The sequence below is a fragment of the Polaromonas sp. genome (assembly GCF_016185115.1).
In the GTDB taxonomy this organism is placed as follows: domain Bacteria; phylum Pseudomonadota; class Gammaproteobacteria; order Burkholderiales; family Burkholderiaceae_C; genus Polaromonas.
In genome coordinates, this window is record NZ_JACPOF010000030.1 from 310,467 (window position 1) to 331,712 (window position 21,246).

Sequence of the window (21,246 nt, forward strand, 5' to 3'; positions counted from 1 at the left end):
AAAAATGAAACAGCAATCGTCACACATGAGGAGGCCCCATGGCTTCACACTGATCGAACTCATGATCACGGTGGTCATCATTGGCATCCTGGCCAGCATCGCACTGCCCTCCTACAACAGTTATATCGCGAGAGCCAGGCGCGCCGACGCCAAAGCGCAATTGCTGCAGGCCGCCCAGTTCATGCAGCGCTTTTACGCCGCAAATGACCGTTATGACCAGGATCGGGGCAGTAACAGCGTACTTGGAAGCGGGGTCGGCATGCCCGATGGTCTCAGGGTTTCGCCGGCAGACGGAACCGCCCTCTACCAATTGAACCCCGCCATCAGTGCTGCGGGCAACTACACGGCCACTGTGAGTGTCACAGCCTTCACCCTGTCGATGTCTCCGATTCTCGGGCGCTCCCAGGCGGCAGACGCGTGCGGCATTTTCACCATTACGTCTACCGGCATCAAGGGCGTGACGGGCAATACCAAGACCCGGGATGAATGCTGGAAGTAAATTGTCGTTGAGCAACGCGTGCCGACAGCGTACGAGATGACTGGACCCGGCGCTTGGGCAACGGGCAGCGCATGACTCCTGCTGCAGCACATGAAGGTTTTGTTGGGCAGGCGCTCGCCCTGGCTCGATCAGCGTGTTACATCACCTCACCCAACCCCCGCGTGGGATGCGTGCTGGTCTCATCCGATGGCAAGGTCATCGGCGAGGGCCACACGCAAAAAGCCGGCGGCCCACACGCCGAAGTAGCGGCACTCGCAGACGCTGCAGCGCAAGGCCGTGATACAGCCGGTGCAACCGCTTATGTCACGCTTGAGCCCTGCTCCCACCACGGCCGAACGGGCCCCTGCTGCGATGCACTGATTGCCGCAGGTATCAAAAAAGTTGTGGCCTCCCTACCCGATCCGAATCCGCTGGTCGGTGGCCAGGGTTTTGCGCGTTTGCGCGCAGCGGGTGTTGAGGTTGAAATCGGCCCGGGCGCTGCCGAATCGCGTGAACTGAATATCGGGTTTTTCAGCCGCATGATCCGCAAGACGCCGTGGGTGCGCATGAAAGTGGCCGCCTCGCTGGATGGCAAGACTGCACTCATGAACGGGCAAAGCCAGTGGATCACCGGTGAAGCTGCGCGCACCGATGGCCATGCATGGCGCGCACGCAGTTGCGCCGTGTTGACGGGCATAGGCACCGTGCTTGAAGACAACCCCCGCCTGGATGTGCGTCTGGTCGATACGCCACGCCAGCCTCATCTGGTGGTGGTTGACAGCCGGCTGGAAACACCACCTGACGCAAAGCTGTTTATCGCAGGCCGCGCCTTGTACATCTACGCGGCAGTGCCCGATGGCGCAAAGAAACAGGCGCTTGAAGCGCGCGGCGCCAAGGTCATTTACCTGCCTGGCCCAACAGGCAAGGTCGACCTGGCAGCCATGCTGCTCGACCTTGCGAAACGTGAAATCAATGAACTGCACGTCGAGGCCGGCCACAAGCTCAACGGGTCGTTTCTGCGCGAAGGCCTGGTTGATGAGCTGCTCCTCTACAGTGCGCCGCAGCTGCTCGGCACCGCCCAGGGCATGGCCTCATTTGGCCCGCTTGAAAGCCTGCAGGATGCGGTCAGGCTGCGCTTTTTATCAACGCAGCTGGTGGGCGATGACCTGCGAATACTGGCGCGGGTTACAGGCCGGGACCAGTTCCAGGTCGATTTCCACCGCAGCGATTGACCCCGTTTGTCATTGCGGACTGGATCCGCAATCCATGAACCCCGTTCCGGAAAGCCTCAAAAGCCATGGATCCCGGATCCAGTCCGGGATGACAAAGCCCCAGGCGAGACATTCACACCTTCATTTCTCGCCTTTTGAGGTTTAATCAGCCCCGGGCAGGAAGGCCGACCCGATTCCCTGCGAAAATAGCGCATGTTTACCGGAATCATCACCGGCTTGGGGCGCATCGTCGACATCCAAAGCCTGGGCAGCTCTTCAGACCATGGCAAGCGTCTCACCATTGAAACGCCGGCGGGTTACCTCAGTGATGTCGGTCTGGGGGACAGCATCGCCCTCAATGGCGCCTGCATGACAGCCGTATCGCTCGACCTTCCAGCAAACCGCTTCACCATAGACATTTCCGCCGAATCGCTGGACAAGACCAGCGGGCTGTCAGAGCCCGGCATCATCAATCTTGAAAAAGCCCTGCGGGCGCATGACAGGCTGGGCGGGCACATCGTCTCCGGCCATGTTGACGGTATCGGCACTGTCACACACTTTGCCGAAGTCGGCGAAAGCTGGGAACTGCGCATACAGGCACCGCTTGAACTTGCCAAATACATGGCCTACAAGGGCTCCATCACCGTCAACGGCGTCAGCCTGACCGTCAACCGGGTTCAGGACCTGGCCGATGGCAAGGGCTGCGAGATCAGCATCAACCTGATCCCGCACACCGTCGAAAACACCGCGCTGGGCCAGCTCAAACAGGGCTCCAGGGTCAACCTTGAAATCGATCTGATCGCGCGCTACGTCGAGCGCATGCTCCAGGACACCGGAAAGAACCAGCACCAATGACAGTCGCCCCAATCTCCATTTCCCCCATAGAAGACATCGTTGCCGAGATGAAGGCTGGCCGCATGGTCATCCTCATTGATGAAGAAGACCGCGAGAACGAAGGCGACCTGGTCCTGGCCGCAGACCACGTCACGCCGGAGGCCATCAACTTCATGGCGCGTTATGGCCGCGGCCTGATTTGCCTGACGCTGACGCGCGAGCGCTGCGAACGCCTGCAGTTGCCGCCCATGGCCAGCCGCAATGGCACCAAGCACTCGACCGCTTTCACGGTGTCGATTGAGGCGGCCGAAGGCGTGACCACAGGCATATCCGCAGCTGACCGCGCGCGTACCGTGCAGGCCGCCGTCGCCAAAGATGCGAAGGTCAGCGACCTGGTGCAACCCGGCCACATCTTTCCTCTGCAGGCCGTTGACGGCGGCGTGCTGATGCGCGCCGGTCACACCGAAGCCGGCTGTGACCTGGCCGGGATGGCGGGCTGCTCACCCACCGCCGTGATCTGCGAGATCATGAAAGACGATGGCGAGATGGCCCGCCTGCCCGACCTGCTGATTTTTGCAGCCGAGCACAAGCTCAAGATTGGCACGATTGCCGACCTGATCGAACACCGCAGCCGCAACGAGTCACTGATCGAAAAAGTCGGCAGTCGCACGCTCACCACCACTTTTGGCGAGTTCATCGCACATGCCTTCAAGGACAAGACTAGCCAGGGCTTGCATCTCGCCCTGGTCAAGGGCCAATGGTCAGCAGACGAAGCCGTGGCGGCACGCGTGCATGAGCCGCTGTCGGTACTGGACGCACTCGAAGTCGGGCGTGCCATGCATTCGTGGAGCCTGGACCAGAGCCTTCGCTATATCGCCGACGCGGGCAAGGGCGTGGTGGTGCTGCTCAACTGCGGTGAGAGTGCCGAGCAGTTGCTGGCCCAGTTTGAAGGCACGGCCCGCGCCAGCCAGGCGCCGGAACGTGGCCGCATGGACCTGCGCACCTACGGTGTCGGCGCGCAAATCCTGCTCGAATGCGGCGTGCACAAAATGAACGTGCTGGGCAACCCGCGGCGCATGCCCAGCATGGCGGCAGGCTACGGCCTGGAAATCGTCGGCTACATCAACAAATAACAAACTGAAATCAAGAGGAAGCCATCATGTTTGGTGCAGACAAAGGAACAGCCGACAGGCTGGACGGCAAAAAGCTGGTGATCGGCATCGTGCAGGCGCGTTTCAACGAACCTGTGACCAACGCGCTGGCCGATGCCTGCCTGCTGGAGCTGGGGGCGCTGGGCGTGGAAGCCAAACACATCAAGCACGTCAAGGTGCCTGGTGCTCTTGAAGTTGCCAGTGCGCTGCAGGTGATGGCCGAGAGTGACAAATACGACGCGCTGGTCGCGCTGGGCTGCATCATCCGCGGTGAGACCTATCACTTTGAGCTGGTCGCGAATGAAAGCGGCGCGGCTGTCACACGCGTGGCGCTTGACTACCAGATACCGATTGCCAATGCCATCCTGACCACTGAAAACCTGATTCAGGCCGAAGTGCGCCAGACCGACAAGGGCCGTGACGCTGCCCGTGTCGCCGTTGAAATGGCCAACCTGCTCAACGACCTGGCCTGAACTGAAAACCCCTATGTCTGAACCGACCGCCAAACCCAAGCGCCCGCCGCAAAAGCGCACAGGCCTGACCGATACCGGCGTTAAAAAAGCGGCCGACAAATCCGGCCGCACCCGTGCCCGTGAATTTGCCATGCAGGCGCTCTACCAGCACCTGGTGGGCCGCAACGAGGCCGACGCCATAGACACATTCACACGTGACCTCGTCGGCTTTCACAAGGCCGACTCGGCCCACTACGACGCATTGCTGCACGGCTGCATAGACGATGGACAGGCGCTGGACGCCGCCATCACGCCGCTGCTCGACAGGCCCATGGCCGAGATCTCACCCATAGAGCATTCGGTGTTGTGGATAGGCGCTTACGAATTCAAGAACTGCCTCGACGTGCCCTACCGCGTGGTGATCAACGAATGCATAGAACTGGCCAAGGCCTTTGGGGGTACCGACGGCCACAAATACGTCAACGGCGTGCTGCACAAGTTGGCGCCTTCGTTGCGTGCAGCTGAAGTTGCTGCAGACAATGCCAGGTAAGACGGCGTCTTGAAAGGCATGCTTTGAGGATTGCACAAAGAGCCCAGAAAATCGAGCCGTTTTACGTGATGGAGGTCGCGAAAGCGGCTTCGCTTCTTGCAGGCCAGGTCGCGCACACCGCCGACCCGATGATCTTTTTGAACATCGGCGAACCCGACTTCACCGCACCGCCGCTGGTGCAGGAAGCGGCTACCAAAGCCATACACGACGGCGCGACCCAGTACACGCAGGCTACAGGCCTGTGGGAACTGCGCGAAAAAATCAGTGGCTGGTATGCCTCGCGCTTCAAGGTCGACGTCGCTCCCAACCGCATCATCATCACTGCCGGCGCCTCTGCAGCCCTGCAGCTGGCCTGCCTGGCGCTGATAGAAGCCGGCGACGAAATCCTGATGCCGGACCCGAGCTATCCCTGCAACCGGCATTTTGTAAGTGCAGCAGAAGGCCAGTCGGTGTTGATTCCGACCACTGCCCAAGAGCGCTTCCAGCTGACGCGTGAAAAAGTCGAGGCCGCGTGGAATCACAAGACGCGCGGCGTCCTGCTCGCATCGCCCTCCAACCCCACCGGCACATCGATTGCGCCTGAAGAGCTGCAACGCATTCATGAATACGTGGAAAGCCGTGGCGGCATCACACTGATCGACGAGATCTACCTCGGCCTCAGCTACGAAGAGCACTTCGGCCACACGGCGCTGGCCATGCCCAATGAGCTGGGCCAGAGCGTCATCAGCATCAACTCCTTCAGCAAATATTTCAACATGACGGGCTGGCGGCTCGGCTGGCTGGTGGTGCCTGAGGCGCTGGTGCCTGTGATTGAGCGCATCGCACAAAACCTGTTCATCTGCGCCAGCACTGTGGCCCAACATGCAGCGCTCGCCTGTTTCGAGCCTGAAAGCCTGGCCGAATACGAACGCCGCCGCAGCGAATTCAAGGCCAGGCGCGACTATTTCATACCCGAGCTGAACCGCCTGGGGCTGACCGTACCGGTGATGCCCGACGGCGCGTTTTATGCCTATGCCGATTGCACCTCACTTGTAAAAAAATGGGGGTTGGCAGAACACAGGGCTGACGGCACCGGTGGTAGCTGGGACCTCGCTTTTGAGCTGATGAAGCGCGCACACCTGGCCGTCACGCCAGGGCGGGATTTCGGCACCGCCTCGCCTGAAAAATACGTACGGTTTTCAACGGCGAGTTCGATGGCGCATCTCAAGCAAGCCATTGCCCGGCTGGAGAAGGTCATTGGATAAGCCTGCCTTCCAATGGCCCATCCGTGTTTACTGGGAAGACACAGACGCGGGCGGCATTGTTTTTTATGCCAACTACCTGAAGTTTTTTGAACGTTCACGCACCGAATGGCTCAGATCACTGGGCATTGAACAGCAGCGGCTCAAGAAAAGTGAAGGCGGCATGTTTATCGTCAGCGACACCAGCGTGCGCTACCTGCGCCCTGCACGGCTGGATGATGAACTTCTTGTTACCTCCACCCTCCAGGAATTGGGCCGTGCATCCATAACAATAGTGCAGCAGGCGCTTTTAAAATCCGGGCAGGACAGCACCCTGCTTTGCGAAGGCACCATACGCATAGGCTGGGTCAGCGCTACAAGCTTGCAGCCAACCCGAATTCCGGCCAGCATCATCAACAGCCTTAAAAACTGAAACACCAGCATGAACCAAGACCTTTCCATCGTCAGCCTTATTCTTCATGCCAGCTGGGTCGTCCAGGGCGTTGTGGCGCTGCTTGTGGGTGTGTCGATTGCAAGCTGGGCCGCCATCTTCAGGAAAATCATTTCCATCAAGCGTGTGCAGGCACTCAATGAAGAGTTCGACCGCGAGTTCTGGTCCGGCACCAGCCTGAATGATCTGTTTGCCAGCGCCACACAGAACGCCAAACACTCGGGCTCCATGGAGCGCATTTTTGCCAGCGGCATGCGTGAGTACCAGAAGCTGCGCGAGCGCCGCATCACCGATGCAGGCACGCTGCTCGACGGCGCACGCCGTGCCATGCGTGCCGGTTACCAGCGCGAGCTGGATGCGATTGAGGCCAACCTCTCTTTCCTGGCGACTGTCGGCTCTGTTTCGCCCTACGTCGGCCTGTTCGGCACGGTCTGGGGCATCATGCACGCCTTCACCGGGCTGGCCGCGCTGGAGCAGGTTACGCTGGCCACGGTGGCACCTGGCATTGCCGAGGCGCTGGTCGCCACCGCCATCGGCCTCTTTGCTGCCATACCCGCTGTCGTTGCCTATAACCGTTTTGCGCACGATATTGACCGCATCGCCAACAAGCTCGAAACCTTTATCGAAGAGTTCTCCAATATCCTGCAGCGCAACCTTGGGGCACAAAGCCCCTCAGGACATTAAGCATGCCGGGCGTTGTTTCCCGCGGCCGGGACCGCCGCACCATCAGTGAAATCAACATGGTGCCTTTCATCGACGTGATGCTGGTGCTGCTCATCATCTTCATGGTGACGGCGCCGCTCATCACGCCCAGCATGATTGCGCTGCCCAAGGTCGGCAAGGCCCCATCGCAACCGCAAAACCCTATACAGATTCTGATCAGCAAGGACGAAACCGTGCAGATCAAGGTCAAGACCGACGCCGTGCCCAGCAACGTCAACAACGTGGCCGCCGACATCGTGAAGATGGACGCCAACGTCAAGGCCGGCGCCAATGCCGTGCCTGTGGTCATCAGCGCCGACAAGTCCATCAAGTACGAAACCGTCGTCAAGGTGATGGACAACCTGCAGAAGGCCGGTGTCTCGCGCGTCGGGCTTTCAGTGCAGACCGGCAAATAAACCAGACGCACCATGCCCAGCGCAGCAGACCGCATTGAATTTGGCCCGCCACGCGATGCCGGTTCGATGCGCGCCTTTTGTTTTGCGCTGCTGGCCCACGCGCTGCTGATTGCCGCGCTGACCTGGGGCGTGAACTGGAAGCGCACGGACCAGTCGGTGGCCTTTGAAGCCGAGATCTGGTCCGCCGTGCCCCAGGCCGCCGCGCCCAAACTGGTCGAGCCACCTCCCCCGCCGCCGCCCGAGCCACCGCCCAAACAGCCCGAAGTCAAGGCCGCTCCGCCGACTCCCAACGTAGATATCGCTCTTGAGCAGGAGAAAAAGCGCAAGTTGCTGCAGCAGCAGAAAGAGCGCGAGGAACTGCAGGCTAAGAAAGACAGGGAGCAGAAGGCAAAGGAAGACCAGGCCAGAAAGCTCGCCGCACAGCAGGACGCCAAAAAACTGGAAGACCAGAAGCTCGCCAAACAGCGTGAGCAGGACAAGCAGGCCCAGACAACAACGGCCAAACAACGCGAGGAAGCCCTCAAACGCATGATGGGGCTGGCAGGCGCATCGGGCGCATCCGAATCAACCGGCACGGCCAGGCAGTCCAGCGGCCCCTCGCAGGGCTACGGCGCCAGGGTCAGGGCCGCAGTCAAGCCCAACATCGTGTTTGCCGATGACGTGTCTGGCAACCCGATTGCCGAGGTCGAGGTACGCACCTCATCGAACGGCACCATCATCAGTCAGCGCCTGGTCAAGTCGAGCGGCAATGCCGCTTGGGATGAGGCCGTGATCAAAGCCATCATCCGCACCGGCACCATGCCGCGCGATGTGGACGGGCGGGTGCCTTCCGCCATGGTCCTGAGCATGCGTGTGAAGGATTGAGTCTGGGCGTCAGCAGGCAGACTTGCTATTGAATCAATAGCTGCTCACGCACGTATTTAAAGGGCTACAGCCGTTTTTGTGCCTAAAAATGGCCTTTTTTTGGCTGTTTGAAGCGTTTTGGGCAGGATTTTCAGATTGCAACAACCCCAGAACACATAATTTTGCCGTATACGTTAAATTTTTGCCGTATACATTAAAATAACCTCCACCACTTTAAACACCGGCGTCATCCCGGACTCGATCCGGGATCCATCCCCGCTTTTATCAAGCGTCAGCGCTCAACCAGCATGGATTGCGGATCGTGGTCCGCAATGACAGGCGGGGAAGCGATCCCGGCCGCCCCCACCCCATCACTCGTAGACGATATGCGCCTGGCCCCTGTCTGCCTGCGCCATCCAGCTCGCCAGCGCTGCATCGGTCGGGAAGAATTTGGCGCGTTCGTCCAGCACGATGTCGGCGTTGACAGAACCAAAGTCCGCTTCGCGCCGCACACTCAGGCGCACGGGCAGGCCCCTTACTACTTCCAGTTCGCCCTGCTGCGACATTTCGCGTCGGGGCGGAAAGTCGCGCACCATACGCGAGATGTCGGGCGCCGTGCCATTGACCGCTACGCGCAGGTACTTGCCGAACTTGCAGCGCGCGGTTTCCAGGTCCCAGACCTGCGTGACCTTGAGCCGGTAGCCGCCCGAGAAGCGGTCTGGCTGCAGCACGCCCTGCACGATGACGAGTTCATCGTCCTTCAGCAGGTTGCGGTTGGCGTTGAGCGTCGCCTCGTCCGCCGTGGCCTCGATCATGGCCGTCTTGTCATCAAGCTTGAACAGCGCCAGCTTGCCGCGCTGGCCGTTGATGACGCGCAGGTCGGTGACGATGGCGGCCAGCAGTTGCTGGTCGCGTGAATCGATGAGGTCTTCAATCTTGCGCTTGGCAAACTTGCGCACCTCCAGCTCGACCTCGTCAAACAGGTGGCCCGACAAATAGAAGCCGATGGCGGTTTTTTCCTGCACCAGGCGCGCCTTCACGCCGAAAGGCATGGCCGGCACCAGCGGCGGCTCCTGCGTGCTGGCGGCGTGCGAGTCCATGTCGAACAGGCCGCTCTGGTTGGCGTTGGCTTCGGTCGCAGCCGCAAACTCAAAAGCGCGGTCTACCGACGCCAGCAACTCGGCCCGGTTCAAATGCAGGTTGTCAAAAGCGCCCGCCTTGATGAGCGCCTCGACCGTGCGCTTGTTGAGTTTTGATTTGTCGACCCGCACGCAGAAATCAAACAGCGAGGTGAAAGGCCCGCCCGCTTCACGAGCGGCGACGATGGCTGCAATCGCCTGCTGGCCGGTGCCCTTGACAGCGCCCAGGCCGTAACGAATGCTTTTGTCGGTGATGGGCTCAAATCGGTAGTTGCCGCGATTGACGTCGGGCGACTCAAAGCTCATACCCATCTTCTGCGCATCGCCGAAGAGAATCTTCAGCTTGTCGGTGTCGTCCATTTCCACCGTCATGTTGGCGCAGAAGAACTCGGCCGTGTAATGCACCTTGAGCCAGGCTGTGTGGTAAGCGAGCAGCGCGTAGGCGGCAGAGTGCGACTTGTTGAAGCCGTAGCCTGCAAATTTTTCCATCAGGTCAAAAACCTCGTCGGCTTTTTCCTGGCTCAGGCCGTTTTCACCGGCGCCCTTGCGGAAGATCTCGCGCTGCGACGCCATCTCCTTCTCGTCTTTTTTACCCATCGCGCGGCGCAGCATGTCGGCGCCACCGAGTGAATAGCCACCCAGGATCTGCGCGGTCTGCATCACCTGCTCCTGGTACACCATGATGCCGTAGGTCTCTTCCAGCATGGGTTTGACGCGCGGGTCCGGGTACTCGGGCTCCTCGCGGCCCTGTTTGCGGGCGATGTAGGTCGGGATCAGGTCCATGGGGCCCGGCCGGTACAACGCATTCATCGCGATCAGGTCTTCAAGCCGGTTGGGTTTGGCGTCTTTCAGCATGCGCTGCATGCCGGTACTTTCAAACTGGAACACGGCTTCAGTCTGGCCGCGCGCAAAAAGCTCGTAGGTCTTTGCGTCGTTCAGCGCCAGGTTTTCAAACGCGAAGTCTTTCTGCGTGGGGTGCCGGGCGATGATGAACTCGCGCGCAATCTCAAGAATCGTCAGCGTCGCCAGGCCTAAAAAGTCAAACTTGACGAGGCCAATCGCCTCGACGTCGTTCTTGTCGAACTGGCTCACCGCCGAGGTGCTGCCGGGCTGCAGGTCGAGCGGGCAGAAGTCGGTCAGTTTGCCAGGCGCAATCAGCACCCCGCCGGCATGCATGCCGACGTTGCGGGTCAGGCCTTCGAGCTTGCGCGCCAGTTCAAGCAGCGTGTGGACGTCTTCTTCTTTCGCTTCACGCTCGGCGAGTATGGGTTCGGCTTCAAGCGCATACACCTGCTTGTCGCTCTTCTTGCGTTCAGCCGGAAGCAACTGCAGGGTGACAGACTGCCCCGGCTTGTTGGGAATGAGCTTGGAGATGCCATCACAAAAGCCGTAGGGAAAGTCCAGCACCCGGCCCACGTCACGAATCGCCGCACGCGCCGCCATGGTTCCGAAGGTGACGATCTGGCTGACCGCCGCGTGGCCGTATTTGTCCTTGACGTAGTCGATGACGCGATCACGGTTGCTCTGGCAGAAGTCGATATCGAAGTCGGGCATGGACACCCGCTCAGGATTCAGGAATCGCTCGAACAGCAGGTTGTACTGCAGCGGGTCCAGGTCAGTGATCTTGAGGGCATAGGCAACGAGTGAACCTGCGCCAGAACCCCGGCCCGGGCCGACCGGGCAACCGTTGTTCTTGGCCCAGTTGATGAAATCGCCCACGATGAGGAAGTAGCCAGGAAAGCCCATCTTCAAGATCGTCTTGATCTCGAACTCAAGGCGCTCGACGTATACCGGGCGCTTTTCCTCGCGCACGGCCTCGTTCGGGTACAGGTGCTTGAGGCGTTCTTCCAGGCCTTCAAACGACACCTGGCGGAAATAGTCATCGGCCGGCATGCGCACGCCGTTGACTTCAGGCGTCGGGTAATCCGGCAGCATGGGCTTGCCGAGTTCGAGCTTGAGGTTGCAGCGCTTGGCAATCTCGACCGTATTGGCAATCGCCGACGGGATGTCGGCAAACAGCTCTTCCATCTGCGCGGCCGACTTGAAGTACTGCTCACGCGTGAACTTGCGCACGCGGCGTGCATTGCCCAGGATCTCGCCTTCTGAAATACAGACACGCGCCTCATGCGCCTCGTAGTCGTCGTAGGTCAAAAACTGCACCGGGTGCGTCGCCACCACCGGCAGCTTGAGCCGCGCTGCCAGTTGAACTGCGGCAGTCACATGGCGCGAATCCTCGGCCTGTTCGGCGCGCTGCAGTTCAACATAGAAACGGTGCGGGAATATCCCGGCCAGGTAAAGCGCGCTTTCAACAGCACGTGCATCGTCACCCTGCACCAGCGCCTGGCCGATGGCACCGCGCTGCGCACCTGACAGCGCAATCAGGCCCTCGTTCAACTCTTTCAGCCACTCCAGACTGATGATGGCCTGGTCGCGCACCACGCCCCGCGTCCACGCGCGGGTGAGCAGCTCAGACAGGTTGAGGTAGCCCCGGTGGTTTTGCACCATCAGCAGCATGCGGGCCGGTGGCGCGGCGGCATCCTTGCCAGGCACCTGCACCCACACATCTGCGGCTATCAGGGGCTTGACGCCCTTGCCGCGGCATTCCTTGTAAAACTTGACTGTGCCGAACAGGTTGCTCAGGTCACTGATGGCCAGCGCGGGCTGCTGGTCGGCCGCAGCGGCGGCCACGATTTCATCTATGCGGTTGGTCCCGTCGACGACTGAAAACTCGGTGTGGATGCGTAAATGGACAAACATCGAAGAATTTTAGCCCCCACGGTCGTTCACTATGTGTAACTCCCTGCCCCCCCGAGGAGGCCGCTGCGCCTACGGACTAGCAAAGCCAGATCCGTGGCCCCTGCTTGCATGGGAGGGGACGCCTTCTACAATTCTAGGCATCATGAAAGTTCTGAACATCGCGGCTTACAAGTTTGTGTCGCTGAGCCAACTGCCTGAAATGCAGGCAGCCATCCGGGATGCCCTGCAAACACGCGCTCTCAAGGGCACTGTGCTGCTGGCTGAAGAGGGCATCAACCTTTTCCTGGCAGGTCCGTCGGCGGCTATTCATGATTTTTTGGCATGGTTGCAGCTGGATGTGCGTTTTGCCGATCTGGAGGTCAAGGAAAGTTTTTCGAACACCCAGCCCTTCCGCAAGCTGCTGGTCAAGGTCAAGCCGGAAATCATCCGCATGAATCACCCGGCCATACAGCCTGCATCAGGCCGCGCACCTGCAGTGGACGCGAAGACGTTGAAACGCTGGCTGGATGCTGGTCATGACGACAAGGGCCAGCCGGTGGTCACGCTGGATACCCGCAATGACTTTGAAGTGGATGTGGGCACCTTCAACAATGCAATTGACTGGCGCATCAGCAAATTCACTGAATTTCCGCAGGCACTGCTGGACCACCGCGAAGAGCTGCAGGGCAAAACAGTGGTGAGTTTCTGCACCGGTGGCATACGCTGCGAAAAGGCGGCCATTTTCATGCGCGAAGCCGGTGTGCAGGATGTTTACCAGCTAGATGGCGGCATCCTCAAGTACTTTGAAGTCAACGGCCACGCGCACTATGACGGCGAGTGCTTTGTGTTTGACGAAAGGCGTGCGCTGGACCCGGCCCTGAGCCCAAAAGTAAACCCTGAACTGGCGTCCTGAGATATCCGGGGCTGCAGGTCTGGAGGGCGAGCAGGTTTCGGCATCTTGTCTGACAATGCACCGATTCAGAGTCTGCGAGGCTGATGCTCTGGTTCATCGGCGTGTAAGAACGCCTTGACCCCAATCGACCAACGCCAAATCAATCCGAGGCCAGTCATGACAAGTCCCCAGAACGCTCTTTCCCTGTACGCTCCCCAAACCTCAGATCTGGCAGCACGCTTTCTCGCCATACGTCAGCAAACTGAAAACCTCATCAAGCCGCTGAGCGCTGAAGACTGCCAGTTGCAGTCGATGCCTGATGCCAGCCCGGCCAAATGGCACCTGGCGCACCTGACCTGGTTTTTTGAAACCTTTCTGCTTGAAAAGTTTGAGCGCGACTTCAAGCCTTTTGATGCACAGTTTCGTGTGCTGTTCAACAGCTATTACAACGGCGTGGGTGACAAATATCCCAGGCCCAGGCGCGGCCTGATCAGCCGCCCCACGCTTGACGAAGTGCTGGACTACCGCGCCCAGGTCAACCAGCGCATGCTGGACACCATGGCTCATGTCGAGGCCCACGGTTCAGCGCAGCAGAAGAAGGAAATTGAAGAACTGGTCACGCTGGGCTTGCACCATGAGCAGCAACACCAGGAACTGCTGCTGACCGACATCAAGCACGCTCTTTCATTTAACCCGGGGCGCCCTGCCTACGCCAAACGCTGGCCGCTCGCTGGCATACATCCGCAACCGGTAAGCTGGACGGCCTATGAAGGCGGGCTGGTAGAGCACGGCTTTGATGCCACGCGCGATGGCGCTTTTGCTTTTGACAACGAAACGCCACGCCACAAGTACTACCTTGAACCGTTTGAACTGGCCAGCCGCCTCGTTACCAACGGCGAGATGCTGGCCTTTATGGCCGACGACGGTTACCAGCGTCCAGAGCTCTGGCTGTCCATGGGCTGGGACTGGGTTCAGTCGGGTCAGCATGAGATGCCACTCTATTGGCAGAAGACCGGGGACAACAGTTACCAGAACTTCACCTTGCAGGGCCTGGTCGATGTGGACCCGAACACCCCCGTATGTCACCTGAGTTATTTTGAAGCCGATGCTTTTGCCCGCTGGACCGGTGCACGACTGCCGACCGAGTTTGAATGGGAACTGGCCGCGCGCGATTTGCCGCAAGCGATATCACCACAAGGCAACTTCGTCGAGAACGCCGCCTATCACCCATTGCCACAACAGGAAGGCCATGAGGGCCAGCCCATGCAGATGCTGGGCGATGTCTGGGAATGGACGCAATCAAACTACAACCCCTACCCCGGCTATAAGCCCTGGGAAGGCCTGGTCGGCGAATACAACGGCAAGTTCATGTGCAACCAGTTTGTACTGCGCGGCGGCTCATGCGCCACACCGCAAAGCCACATACGCGCCACCTACCGCAACTTCTTCCCGCCGGATGCACAGTGGCAGTTCAGCGGACTGCGGCTTGCCCGCGACATCACAAAGAATCGTTAGCCAGGAATAAAGCGCCGCTCCGGTAGCGGGATGAATTCCGTCTCGCCATCGACCTGGCCTATGGTTTGCGCAGCCCAGTCATCAGAGGCCTGCACAATGCGCTCCTTGCGGCTGGAGACAAAGTTCCACCACATCAGGCGGTGCCCATCAAGTGGTTCGCCTCCCAGCACCATGAAGCGCGTGGCCTGCGATGCACTGATGCTTGCAGCAACGCCCGGCTCAAGTAGAACCAGGGTATGTGCCTCAACCGCTTCCCCATCGACCTCAAAATCGCTGTCCACCGAATAAATGGCCAGTTCGGGGGCGAGTGGTGGCATCTCGAAAGTGCCGCCAGCCTTGAGCTGCACATCAAGATAGAGGGCCGGTGCGAAGGTGGCGACAGGTGAAGTCTTGCCGAATGCCTCGCCTATCAGCACGCGTACCTCTGCGCCGCCCACCACCAGTTCAGGAATGTCCGCGGCAGGCGTGTGTACAAATGCAGGGGCCACCTCTTCATGCGCCACGGGCAGTGCCGCCCAGAGCTGAATGCCGTGGTTCACATAGGTTTTTGTGCGAAGGTCTTCTGGCCCGCGCTCTGAATGAACAATGCCGCGCCCCGCGGTCATCCAGTTGATGGCGCCGGGCTCTATGCGCTGTTCGTAGCCCAGGCTGTCGCGGTGCATGATCGCGCCTTCAAACAGGTAAGTCACGGTGGCCAGGCCAATATGCGGATGCGGCCTGACATCATGGTTCTCGCCGGGCTGCACCGTGACGGGACCGAAGTGGTCAAAGAACAAAAAAGGCCCGACAGCCTGCTTCTGCGCAGCCGGCAGCAGCCGCCGCACCATAAAACCGCCGCCCAGATCCTTGTTGTGTCCCGTCAATTTGATCTGCACACTCATGCCGCACGCTCCACACTGGTTGTGATTTCGGTTGTAACCGTGGTCATGAGTTTATGCACCGGGCATTTTTGTGCAACCGCGGCCAACTCGCGTACTTGCGCATCCGTCAGCTCACCGCTGACCTGCAGCCGCGCCGCAAGCTTGTAAATGCCAGCCCGTTCCTGCGAATCATCGCGCTCAATGACGGTATGAATGTCATCGACCTTGATGCCCTTCTTGTTGGCATACCACATCACCGTGAGAGCCTTGCACGCGGCCAGCGCCGCGTCGTACAGGTCATGCGGGCTGGGGCCGGTATCTGCACCGCCCTCTTCTGCACTCACATCCGCAATCAGCGAGTGTGTGCGAATCTGCAGCGACTGGGCCATGGCCTCGCCATAGGCGCGTTTGAGTTCAACAGTCATGGCGCAGCCTCCAGTTTTTAACGGTTGAATTTACCCGCGACCTCAACAACCCGCTGACCGAGCTTGCGTGCGTTTTCAAGGTCACCGGCTGCCATCTCTGCGGCACCGGCATCAGACGGCGACTGCGCCATCGCGCCGCTGTAGGAGCCGAGGTAGTTTGCGTCGTTGCGCTGTGCAGCCTTGCTGTTGCTCGGCAACACGCCCTGGCTGACCCAGATGCCGCCGTGCTGCATGGCCAACGTGAACATGTAGGTCAGCGTGGACGATTTGTCGCCATTCAGGCTGGCGCTGTTGGTGAAACCCGCAAAGAGTTTGTCCTTCCAGGCCTGGGTGTACCAGGGCTTGGACGATGCATCGACAAACTTCTTGAACTGCCAGCTCACGCTGCCCATATAGGTGGGAGAGCCCAGAATGATGGCGTCCGCAGCGGCAAGTGTTTCCCAGCCACCTTCGGGCAGGTTGCCATCGGCATCAATGGCCAGCAGGTCGGCGCCCGCGCCCTCCGCCACAGCCTGCGCCATGCGCTGGGTATGGCCGTAGCCGGAGTGGTAAACGACAGCAATTTTTGGCATAAACGCTTTCGGTAAAACGGTTGGAATAATCAGGATTACTTGCCGATTTTGGCGTCAGCGCTCCATGCGCCGCCACCAAAAGCTGCGATGCTGAACAGACCACCGGCAATCGCCAGGTTCTTGAAGAAATTCATCTGCTGCATCATGACCTGTTCTGCAGGCACGGACCAGAAGGCGTGGAAGATAAACGTGATCACGACGGTGAACAGTGCAATCCCCAGCGCCGCCCAGCGCGTCTGGAAGCCCACCAGCAGCAACAGGCCCAGGCCAAGCTCAACGAGGATTGCAATGGCTGCGGCCACCTGGGGCAAGGGCACACCCTGCGAAGCGATGTAGCCCACCGTGCCGGCAAAGCCACCAATCTTGGCGAAACCTGCAGGTACGAACAGCAAAGCCAGCAGTACGCGGGCCAGCAGGGAGAGAGGGTTTTGAAGTGTGTTCAACATGATGAGTCCTATATTAAAAATGGGAAGGCAAAGGGAAAACGAAAACAAAAATGTCAGCCGGAAGTTTCCGGCCAGCACTCACGAAGACCTCAGGCGGCGAGGTCAAACACCAGCACCTCGGCATCCTTGCCGTGGCCCAATTCAAGATGGCCGTCCTGACTCTCAATCAGGGCCGCATCACCAGTTTGCAGCTTCTGGCCATTGACGTCCAGTTCGCCGCGCACCAGGTGCACATAGGTCTTGCGCTTGGGGTCCAGCGCAAATGAAGCCTTTTCACCGGCGTCAAACAGGCCAGCATAAATTTTTGCATCGGCATGGATGGTCACCGAGCCGTCGACACCGCCGTTTGAAGCCACCAGTTTCAGCTGACCGCGTTTTTCAGGGGCGCTGAAAGTCTTCTGTTCGTAGCTCGGTGGGATGCCCGTCACATTGGGTTCAATCCATATCTGCAGAAAGTGCGTGGTCTGTCCTTCTGCATGGTTGAACTCGCTATGCTGCACGCCGGTGCCGGCACTCATGCGCTGCACATCACCGGGGGGGATTCCCTTGACGTTGCCCATGTTGTCCTTGTGGGCCAGTTCACCGCTCATCACATAGCTGATGATTTCCATGTCGCGGTGGCCGTGCGTGCCGAAGCCGCGGCCTGCGGCAATGCGGTCTTCATTGATGACGCGCAGGTTGCCGAAACCCATGTGCTCGGGGTCGTAATATCCGGCGAACGAGAACGAGTGAAATGATTTGAGCCAGCCGTGGTCTGCATAGCCGCGGTCTGCTGATTTGCGCAAGGTGATCATAAAAACTGCCTTTCGGAGCTGGCATCTGCGGCGGTGCTGTTAAAACTTTGCAGCGCTGCGTCCAACAACTCCAATGTAGGTCCATCCGAACCGCTGGCAGTTGCCGCCGTTTGATGGCATCATTCAAATAATTTGAACGAAATGACCCCCCACGCTTTTCGCTTCGCGTAATACGCTGCCCCCCGAGGGGGCGCATTTCCCCTAGGGGCGGCCCGTCGGGAAAACAGGTCGCATCTGCGTGCTATATCAATGTCAATGAACAAACAACCAAATACGATACGTGATGTATTGACGCCCGAAGCGCTCAACCTGATTGACGCCGTGCACCGCACCGGCAGCATGGCCGCTGCGGCACGCGAACTGGGCGTGGTGCCTAGCGCACTCACCTACCGGGTGCGGCTGGTCGAGGATGCGTTGGACGTGCTGCTGTTTGACCGCTCTTCGCGGCAGGCCAGGCTGACCGAAGCCGGCAAGGAACTGCTGCGCGAGGGCAACCGGCTGCTGGCTGAACTTGACGCCGTGGCCAATCGCGTCAAGCGCGTGGCGACGGGCTGGGAGCCACAGCTGACGCTTTCAGTCGACAGCATCATCTCGCGCGGCACGGTGATGGAACTCTGCGAAGCCTTTTTTGCGCTCGAACCACCCACGCGGCTGAGGATTCGTGAAGAGGCGCTGTCCGGCACCTTGCGGGCGCTGACATCCGGGCAGGCCGACCTGGCACTCGGCGTGGCCATTGATGTGGCGGCGGGCTCGGACATGGAGGCGGCCAGCCTCAGCACGGTACAGAGCAAGCCACTTGGGACCGTGAGCTTCGTGTATGCGGTGGCGCCGCATCACCCGCTTGCTGCAGTCGACGGCCCCCTCACCGACGCAATCATGCTGCAGCATCGTGTGGTGGCAGTAGCAGACTCGATACAGCGCGGCAGCGGCATGTCTGTGGGGCTGCTTGGCGGCCAGGATGTATTTACCGTGCCCGGCATGCTGGCAAAACTGGATGCGCAGTTGCGCGGGCTGGGCAGCGGTTTTTTGCCCGAATATCTGGCACGTCCGCATATCGACACCGGACGCCTTGTGGAAAAAGCCGTGGACAGGCCACCGCGCGTGATCAGGCCCAGCTACGCGTGGCGCACCAGCGCAGGGATGAAACCGGGCCGCGCCCTGCAATGGTGGCTCAAACAGCTGGAGAAACCCAAGACCAGAAACGCCCTGCTTGAACGGTAGGACCAGTCAACACGCCCGAATTGCAGCCGTACGGGCACACACCAAGGCATGAGCCCGTCGACTGCGTGTAGAGTGTGTTTATCGGCAAGCTATTCAGCCCATCACAAAATCCGGAGAATTAAAAATCATGAGCACAACAATCCGCAAAAAACCTCCGGCGAAAAAGTCATCCACACCCACTCCCAGGACCGGCGCTAAAAGTGCAGCGCGTCATATTGCCGTCATTGGCGCAGGCGTTGCTGGCATGGCCTGTGCACGCACGCTGATGCAGGCTGGCCACCAGGTCACGGTATTTGAAAAGAGCAGCGGTGCCGGTGGCCGCATGTCCACGCGGACCAACGAATTTGGCAGTTTCGATCATGGCACGCAGTACTTCACGGCCCGTGATGCACGTTTCGGCAAGGTGCTGGCCATGACCCCCGGCACGGTACGCCCCTGGAGCGCGAACACCGTGCGCATACTCGATGAACTGGGCCGCGTCGTCGCCTCAGCCTTGCCACCCAAGGAGGCCCACTGGGTGGCCAGCCCGGGCATGAACGCACTGGTTCGCCAATGGGCAGAACCCCTTGCCGCGTCCGGCCGTCTGCTGACCGATACACAGGTCATGCGGCTGGAAGCAGACAAGCTTGACCCGTCGCGCTGGCAACTGCAAACAGAGGGGCAGACAGAAGACGCTGGCAGCCACGTGTATTCGGGGTTTGATGCCGTGATACTCGCGGTGCCGGTGGCCCAGGCCAAGGCCCTGCTGCTGAGTTCGCAAACCGGCAAGACGCTGGTTGAAGCCGTTTCTGATGTGACGGTCGCCCCCTGCTGGACTTTGATGCTGGCCTTTCCGCAGGCCATACAGCCCAACCTGCCGCACCTCGGCCCACACTGGAACGCAGCACGCAGCACGCACCACCGTGTGGCCTGGGTCGCACGCGAATCATCCAAGCCAGGACGCGGCCCCATCGAACGCTGGACGGTACAGGCCAGCCCCGACTGGTCCGAGCGCCATCTTGAAGACGACCATGAGCGTGTCAAAGCCAAGCTGCTCAAAGCCTTCACCGAAGTGACCGGCATTCGCGCAGAACCCGCGTTTGCAGAAGTGCACCGCTGGCGTTATGCACAAACCATGCAGCCCCTGGGCAAAAGCCATCTGTGGGATGCCAAGGCAGGCATAGGGATTTGCGGCGACTGGTGCATAGGCCACCGGGTTGAAGACGGGTTTATCTCGGGTCTTGAAATGGCTCTCGCCGTTCTCTAACCAGGTAAAAATGGTGAACGCAAGGCAAGCAACAAAGCGGGGGTTTCGCAAGCAGGGGCCGCGGAACCGGCTTCGCCGGGTCGCAGGCGCAGCGCCCCCCCGGGGGGCAGGAAGCTACACGAAGTGAGCGCCCGTGGGGGCTACATAGGCCGCTTCGCACCCTCACCTACCGGCCCCCTTCACGCGGGTTCTCTGGTCGCTGCACTGGCCAGCTGGCTGGACGCACGCGCGCATGGCGGCCAGTGGCTTGTGCGTATTGAAGATGTCGACACGCCACGCTGCGTGCCGGGCGCGGACCCCATCATTCTTGAGCAGCTCGCTGCCTGCGGCCTTCACCCCGACGGGCCAGTGGTTTACCAGTCACAGCGCGGGCAGCTTTACCAGGCCGCCCTGGACACCCTGATCGCAAAAGGCCTCGCATATCCATGCGCCTGCACGCGGCAGGACATTGCACTGGCACTTGCTGCCAGCGGGCAAACAAGGCAGCGGCATGGCGAACTGGTCTATCCCGGCACCTGCAGGCACGGGCTGAAAGGCCGGCCTGCAAGGGCCTGGCGTTTCCTGGCGGATTCAAGCCCGCCGATCCACTGGACTGACAGGCGCCTGGGTGATCAGGTTCAAAACGTCGGACACGAGGTCGGCGACTTCATCCTCAAGCGCGCCGACGGGCTGTGGGCCTACCAGCTGGCCGTGGTGGTCGATGACGCAGCGCAGGGCATCACGCATGTGGTGAGGGGTGAAGACCTGGCCGACAACACAGCGCGGCAAATCCTGCTGCAGGGCGCACTTGGCCATGCCAGGCCGCAGTACCTGCACACGCCACTCCTGCTCGCCGCTGACGGTGAAAAGCTGTCCAAGCAGAACGGCGCCCGGCCCCTTGACGTCAGCCATCCGGTTGCAACGCTTGATCTTGCCGGCAAGACCCTGGGACTGCCAGGCAGCCCCGGCATCACCACCGTCAGCGATTGGCTCACCCACGCCACACAACAGTGGCCACGACTGACTGCCAAGACCGGAGAAGAAAAATAAAACGCCCCGCAAGGCGAAAAATCACACACTCTGGCGCACAAGGCGTGTCTGGACACAACGCCG

The 21,246-nt window shown here is 60.1% G+C and carries 22 protein-coding genes; 16 read left to right on the forward strand and 6 right to left on the reverse strand.

Features of this window, described 5'->3' with window-relative positions:
- The first annotated feature begins 25 nt into the window (after nt 1-25).
- From HYX42_RS22430 to tolA, 11 genes are all read left to right on the forward strand, one after another.
- Nucleotides 26-499: a type IV pilin protein gene (locus tag HYX42_RS22430; protein ID WP_293407431.1), complete on the forward strand. Its 474-nt coding sequence runs from the start codon at nt 26-28 to the stop codon at nt 497-499.
- Between the two features lie 71 nt (nt 500-570).
- Nucleotides 571-1,710 (forward strand): bifunctional diaminohydroxyphosphoribosylaminopyrimidine deaminase/5-amino-6-(5-phosphoribosylamino)uracil reductase RibD, encoded by a 1,140-nt coding sequence (gene ribD, locus HYX42_RS22435; protein ID WP_293407432.1) that lies wholly within the window; start codon nt 571-573, stop codon nt 1,708-1,710.
- Nucleotides 1,711-1,902: 192 nt separating this feature from the next.
- On the forward strand, nt 1,903-2,544 hold the full coding sequence (locus HYX42_RS22440) for a riboflavin synthase (protein ID WP_293407433.1): 642 nt from the start codon (nt 1,903-1,905) through the stop codon (nt 2,542-2,544).
- On the forward strand, nt 2,541-3,656 hold the full coding sequence (ribBA, locus tag HYX42_RS22445; protein WP_293407435.1) for a bifunctional 3,4-dihydroxy-2-butanone-4-phosphate synthase/GTP cyclohydrolase II: 1,116 nt from the start codon (nt 2,541-2,543) through the stop codon (nt 3,654-3,656). The genes HYX42_RS22440 and ribBA overlap by 4 nt, the downstream gene beginning before the upstream one ends.
- A gap of 26 nt (nt 3,657-3,682) precedes the next feature.
- Nucleotides 3,683-4,147 carry a 6,7-dimethyl-8-ribityllumazine synthase gene (gene ribH / locus HYX42_RS22450; protein ID WP_293407437.1) on the forward strand — a complete coding sequence of 155 codons (465 nt, stop codon included), beginning with the start codon at nt 3,683-3,685 and terminating at the stop codon, nt 4,145-4,147.
- Between the two features lie 13 nt (nt 4,148-4,160).
- Nucleotides 4,161-4,676: a transcription antitermination factor NusB gene (nusB, locus tag HYX42_RS22455; protein ID WP_293407439.1), complete on the forward strand. Its 516-nt coding sequence runs from the start codon at nt 4,161-4,163 to the stop codon at nt 4,674-4,676.
- 23 nt (nt 4,677-4,699) lie between these two features.
- Nucleotides 4,700-5,920, forward strand: a complete 1,221-nt coding sequence (locus HYX42_RS22460) for a pyridoxal phosphate-dependent aminotransferase (RefSeq protein ID WP_293407441.1) — start codon at nt 4,700-4,702, stop codon at nt 5,918-5,920.
- Nucleotides 5,913-6,329, forward strand: coding sequence for a tol-pal system-associated acyl-CoA thioesterase (ybgC, locus tag HYX42_RS22465; protein WP_293407443.1), 417 nt, complete (start codon nt 5,913-5,915; stop codon nt 6,327-6,329). Before HYX42_RS22460 ends, ybgC begins: the two co-directional genes overlap by 8 nt.
- 9 nt (nt 6,330-6,338) lie before the next feature.
- The gene (gene tolQ / locus HYX42_RS22470; RefSeq protein ID WP_293407445.1) at nt 6,339-7,031 is read left to right on the forward strand and encodes a protein TolQ; all 693 of its coding nucleotides are present in this window, start codon (nt 6,339-6,341) and stop codon (nt 7,029-7,031) included.
- Nucleotides 7,032-7,033: 2 nt separating this feature from the next.
- Nucleotides 7,034-7,465 (forward strand): biopolymer transporter ExbD, encoded by a 432-nt coding sequence (locus HYX42_RS22475; RefSeq protein ID WP_293407447.1) that lies wholly within the window; start codon nt 7,034-7,036, stop codon nt 7,463-7,465.
- 12 nt (nt 7,466-7,477) lie between these two features.
- A complete protein-coding gene (gene tolA / locus HYX42_RS22480; protein WP_293407450.1) occupies nt 7,478-8,329 on the forward strand; it encodes a cell envelope integrity protein TolA in 852 nt (283 codons plus the stop codon).
- Nucleotides 8,330-8,679: 350 nt separating this feature from the next.
- Here tolA and dnaE read toward each other — a convergent pair whose 3' ends face one another.
- On the reverse strand, nt 8,680-12,204 hold the full coding sequence (gene dnaE / locus HYX42_RS22485) for a DNA polymerase III subunit alpha (RefSeq protein ID WP_293407452.1): 3,525 nt from the start codon (nt 12,202-12,204) through the stop codon (nt 8,680-8,682).
- Nucleotides 12,205-12,346: 142 nt separating this feature from the next.
- Here dnaE and HYX42_RS22490 point away from each other — a divergent pair, with 142 nt between their 5' ends.
- Nucleotides 12,347-13,096, forward strand: coding sequence for a sulfurtransferase (locus tag HYX42_RS22490; RefSeq protein ID WP_366931173.1), 750 nt, complete (start codon nt 12,347-12,349; stop codon nt 13,094-13,096).
- 156 nt (nt 13,097-13,252) lie between these two features.
- Nucleotides 13,253-14,590, forward strand: a complete 1,338-nt coding sequence (gene egtB, locus HYX42_RS22495) for an ergothioneine biosynthesis protein EgtB (RefSeq protein WP_293407454.1) — start codon at nt 13,253-13,255, stop codon at nt 14,588-14,590.
- Here the strand turns inward: egtB and HYX42_RS22500 are convergent.
- From HYX42_RS22500 to HYX42_RS22520, 5 genes are all read right to left on the reverse strand, one after another.
- Nucleotides 14,587-15,471, reverse strand: a complete 885-nt coding sequence (locus HYX42_RS22500; RefSeq protein ID WP_293407456.1) for a pirin family protein — start codon at nt 15,469-15,471, stop codon at nt 14,587-14,589. The two genes, egtB and HYX42_RS22500, sit on opposite strands and share 4 nt — an antisense overlap.
- Nucleotides 15,468-15,875: an OsmC family protein gene (locus HYX42_RS22505; protein WP_293407458.1), complete on the reverse strand. Its 408-nt coding sequence runs from the start codon at nt 15,873-15,875 to the stop codon at nt 15,468-15,470. Before HYX42_RS22505 ends, HYX42_RS22500 begins: the two co-directional genes overlap by 4 nt.
- Before the next feature lie 17 nt (nt 15,876-15,892).
- On the reverse strand, nt 15,893-16,447 hold the full coding sequence (locus HYX42_RS22510; protein ID WP_293407460.1) for a flavodoxin family protein: 555 nt from the start codon (nt 16,445-16,447) through the stop codon (nt 15,893-15,895).
- Nucleotides 16,448-16,482: 35 nt separating this feature from the next.
- Nucleotides 16,483-16,893, reverse strand: a complete 411-nt coding sequence (locus HYX42_RS22515) for a DoxX family protein (protein ID WP_293407462.1) — start codon at nt 16,891-16,893, stop codon at nt 16,483-16,485.
- An 89-nt stretch (nt 16,894-16,982) separates the two neighbouring features.
- Nucleotides 16,983-17,687: a pirin family protein gene (locus tag HYX42_RS22520; RefSeq protein ID WP_293407464.1), complete on the reverse strand. Its 705-nt coding sequence runs from the start codon at nt 17,685-17,687 to the stop codon at nt 16,983-16,985.
- 255 nt (nt 17,688-17,942) lie between these two features.
- Here HYX42_RS22520 and HYX42_RS22525 point away from each other — a divergent pair, with 255 nt between their 5' ends.
- From HYX42_RS22525 to gluQRS, 3 genes are all read left to right on the forward strand, one after another.
- Nucleotides 17,943-18,908 (forward strand): LysR family transcriptional regulator, encoded by a 966-nt coding sequence (locus tag HYX42_RS22525; RefSeq protein ID WP_293407466.1) that lies wholly within the window; start codon nt 17,943-17,945, stop codon nt 18,906-18,908.
- 127 nt (nt 18,909-19,035) lie between these two features.
- Complete coding sequence (locus tag HYX42_RS22530; RefSeq protein ID WP_293407468.1) at nt 19,036-20,154, forward strand: FAD-dependent oxidoreductase; 1,119 nt, start codon at nt 19,036-19,038, stop codon at nt 20,152-20,154.
- 123 nt (nt 20,155-20,277) lie between these two features.
- Nucleotides 20,278-21,183 (forward strand): tRNA glutamyl-Q(34) synthetase GluQRS, encoded by a 906-nt coding sequence (gluQRS, locus tag HYX42_RS22535; RefSeq protein ID WP_293407470.1) that lies wholly within the window; start codon nt 20,278-20,280, stop codon nt 21,181-21,183.
- The last annotated feature ends 63 nt before the right edge of the window (nt 21,184-21,246 follow it).